Here is a 4,009-nt window from a genome sequence, read left to right as displayed (position 1 = left end):
CAAGCCTCCAGATCCTGCAAAAGTTATGCAGATAATGCGTAAGTTTTTGCAAGTCCCTGAGACTAACTAATTTGTAACAGCTCTCACTTAGACTAAGTAAGTAGGCTTAATTAAATATAAAACCCTAAAACCTGCGGCGCACGCGCAGCGTACGCCGCAGGTTTTAGATCTAAATTTTAATTAAGCTGAGCTACTTATTAGCTTGATTATTAGCTCGATTATTAATTTTAAAGAGGAAAAAACCAGATATGAGTACAATTTTAGTGGTTGAAGACACAATGACTCAAGCTGAGATTATCATTGGCAGCTTGAGAAATGCTGGCTTTAATACCATTTTGGCAATGAGTGGGGACGAAGCCAGAACTAAAATTGGTCAGCAGAAGCCCAGCGCCATTGTATTAGATGTGGTTTTACCCAATGAAAGCGGCTTTGAGCTATGTCGCGATCTTAAAGATAAGCCGACAACTAAAGATATTCCGATTATCCTTTGCTCGACGAAGAGTGGAGAGATGGATAAATTTTGGGGCATGAAACAAGGGGCTTCCGCTTATTTGACCAAACCTGTTGATATCGATGAGCTAGTGCGGACGATTAGATTATTAGTAAAAGATTGATGCCCAATAACAAGTAAAACAACAAGAGAAATGACAAGAGAAATAACAAGAGAAATAACAAGGGAAATAACAAGTAAGACAAAATAAATAGCCAGAAACAAATAGCAAGAAAACAGCAAGAAAGTAATAAGAAATAAGGCAAACGCTCGAAAATCGACAATATCCCCTAGAGAGTAGCAGTGAGATCGCCGTGGCAAATCAGATGATAGGTAATCAGCAAAAGATAAATCAGTTAGATGCAGGAAGGTTGGATAGCGAGCAGTTTCTATCATTTTCTCTCGTAAAAGAACAGCAAGCATTATTGCCAACCCATCAGCTAATTGAAATTGTCAGAATTAGTTTGTCCCAGATTACGGCGATCGCAGGATTGGATCCCTACGTCATGGGTATATATAACTGGCGGGGTGATGTCGTTTGGGCTGTCGATCTTGCCAGTCTCTTAGGCTATACGCCCCTTTACGCGCAGGAATCTACTCAAGAAAAGTTTCAGGATCGATACCATATTATCTTTTTACGCAGCCAAGGTAATGCGATCGGACTGGTGGTGTCAAATGTGGGGCAGATGATCCGCTGCGATCGCGCCAAAATTCAAACCTCATCCCACGCGTTTACCAGTCAAGCCACGAAGCAGGCTTGCCAAGGCTATTGGCTAAGCGCGAGTGGCGAGACGTTTTTGGTGTTGGATGGCAATGCGATCGCACAAGTTATTCAGACCTAGTTTGAGACTTGTTTTGGTCTTGTTCTGGTTATGTAGACGCTTAGATGGTTTGTACTTTTGTATATTTTGTAGAAGTTTTAAAAAGTTTAAGGAGAATTGGCAATGTTGACCCAAGATAACCAACCCAAAAATCAAGATCCATCTTTGGAAGTTAAGGAAATTATTAACAATACTGCTGGGGCTGATGGGCAAAATGTCGATCAAACCAAGCTAGATTCTCCCGAAAATTTACTTGAATCGCCACCGCCGATTCCCCTTGCCCCGAATCCGACTAAATGGGGTTGGCGATCGCTATCCCTACGCACTAAAACCACCTTATTAGCTGTATTACTCAGTACGATTCCTGTGGTGGCGATCGGCGGCGTAGCCTCTTACTTTTCCAGTCGTTCATTAGATCAGAGTATTCGGGAAACTCAGCTAAAGAAAGCCCTCGCGATCGCTGATAAAATTAATCGCTTTATGTATTCCCGCTATGGGGACATTCAAGTATTAGCTGCACACCCTATTCTGGCTAATCGTAAAGTACAGGCAGTAATGAGCCAAGCAGAACGCGAAGCAGTTTTGAATGAATATGCTAAGACCTATGGTGTATATAGTCTAGTCGCCTTTGCTGAGTTAGATGGAACGACACCACTCCGTTCTACCATCACCCAAGATCCTGCTCCTAGCATTAAGGAACGTGATTTTTTTAAAGCTCCGCTAGCTACGGGACAACCTTTTATCAGTCAGCCTGGTAAATCGACAGTCAATAAGACGGTTAACTTTTTTATATCTGCCCCCGTAAAAGAAACTGGCTCGAATAAGTTTATTGGCGTGGTACGGACAAGAATGCCGATCGAAAGCCTTGATAATGTTGTCCAAGGAATTTTGAGCGAAGAAGATGAGTATCATCTGATTGATATGGCTGGTAAGGTATTTCTAGCCAAGGAAAAGGCTGAAGAAAGTGTTCAAGCTAAGGAACTATTTCCTCAGCTAACAACAGCAATCTCTAACAAAACACCAGAAACCCAAATACACGTTGATAAGATAACTAATAAGACAGAACTATTGACCTATGCGCCATTGAGTACCTATCTCAATATGCCTAATCTGAATTTAGGCGTAATCGTTACGATTGAGGCTGATGTAGTTTTTAAGTCTCAACGGGATCTCTTAATTACCCTAGCGATAGGAACAGGTGTCACAGCTTTATTAGTAGGACTTTTGGCAGCCTTGGTTGCCAATCGAGCCATTAAGCCGATTCGCGACGCGGCGCAGGTCGTCGCGCAAATTGGCAGTGGCGATCTTGAGACGCGATTAGATGTTGTGAGCGAAGATGAACTCGGCTTGCTATCGAGTAATATCAATGGGATGGCCGATCAAATCAAGTCCCTGATTGCCGAACAACAACAGGAAGCGGCAAGGTTAGAGAATGCTCGTAATGAGGCAAGAACCGAGGCTGACGAACGTGCCGAACAGCAACGAAAAGAGAAGGAATTTCTGCAACGTCGGGCGCTAGAACTCCTCATGGAAGTGGATCCCGTCAGCCGAGGCGATTTGACGATTCGGGCAAATGTCACCGCCGATGAGGTGGGAACGATCGCCGATTCTTACAATGCGATTATTCGTAACCTGCGTAAGCTGGTAATTGAAGTACAAGGGGCATCCCAATCGGTTACGAAGACCGCCACAAATAGCGAGCAATCGGTGCGATCGGTATCTACGGAAGCAATTAAGCAATCAGAATCGATCAATTCAGCATTGCAAGAAGTCAAAATAATGGCGGAGTCTAGCAGGGGCGTGGAGAGTCGGGCGCAACAGGCAGAACAGTCAATGCAAATAACTGTTAATGTTCTGCAAGAAGGCGATGAAGCCATGAACCGAACCGTAGAAGGGATTTCCGAAATTCGGGAAACGGTATCAGAAACGGCGAAGAAGGTAAAACGATTGGGGGAAACTTCCCAAAAGATTTCACGAATTGTGAACCTGATTAGTAACTTTGCCGCTCAAACCAACCTACTAGCACTCAATGCCGCGATCGAAGCGGCGAGAGCTGGTGAAGAAGGAAGAGGATTTAGTGTCGTTGCGGAAGAAGTCCGCGACCTTGCGGAACAGTCTGCCTCATCAACGGCAGAAATCGAGCAACTGGTTGAAGAGATTCAAGCTCAGACAAACGAAGTAGTTACGGCGATGGAAACTGGAACCGAACAGGTAGTTGCGGGAACCAAACTCGTGCAGAATGCCCGTGACAAACTCACACAAATTTCTATGGTTAGCAAACAGGTTAACTCCATCGTTCGTGAAATTGCGATCGCTGCTAACAATCAGACTAAAACCACCGATCATATGGGGGCTACCATGCAGGATATTGCCACGATTGCCGAAGATACATCGAAACAATCAGAAGATGTCGCGCGATCGTTTGCCGAACTCTTGCAAGTTGCGCAAGATCTACAGGTGAGCGTATCTCAGTTCAAAGTCGTCTAATATCTTCTATTTTTGCAATGACTATTAAGTACCTCAGCATTATTAAAATCCAGATCTAAAACCTGCGGCGCACGCTGCGCCGCAGGTTTTAGGGTTTTGTGTTTGATTAAGCCTACTTAATTAATAATTAATAATTAATAATTAATAATCATCAATTATTAAATTAAAGGAATGGAGATAAAAGATGCTGATTCTCATTCCTCAGAGAGTC

At 43.6% G+C, this 4,009-nt stretch carries 3 protein-coding genes; all 3 read left to right on the top strand.

All coding sequences use genetic code 11. The annotated features are described in order from the left end of the window. Positions 1–248 precede the first annotated feature (248 nt). Positions 249–614, top strand: a complete 366-nt coding sequence (locus tag AC805_RS12515) for a response regulator transcription factor (protein WP_009627313.1) — start codon at positions 249–251, stop codon at positions 612–614. A gap of 190 nt (positions 615–804) precedes the next feature. Continuing rightward, a complete protein-coding gene (locus tag AC805_RS12510) occupies positions 805–1,332 on the top strand; it encodes a chemotaxis protein CheW (RefSeq protein WP_156341398.1) in 528 nt (175 codons plus the stop codon). Positions 1,333–1,434: 102 nt separating this feature from the next. After that, positions 1,435–3,798 (top strand): methyl-accepting chemotaxis protein, encoded by a 2,364-nt coding sequence (locus AC805_RS12505; protein WP_055075745.1) that lies wholly within the window; start codon positions 1,435–1,437, stop codon positions 3,796–3,798. The last annotated feature ends 211 nt before the right edge of the window (positions 3,799–4,009 follow it).

This window comes from Pseudanabaena sp. 'Roaring Creek' (genome assembly GCF_001402795.1).
Taxonomy (GTDB): domain Bacteria; phylum Cyanobacteriota; class Cyanobacteriia; order Pseudanabaenales; family Pseudanabaenaceae; genus Pseudanabaena.
The sequence above is the reverse complement of the archived record's forward strand: the minus strand, read 5'-3'. Positions and strand labels throughout refer to the sequence as shown.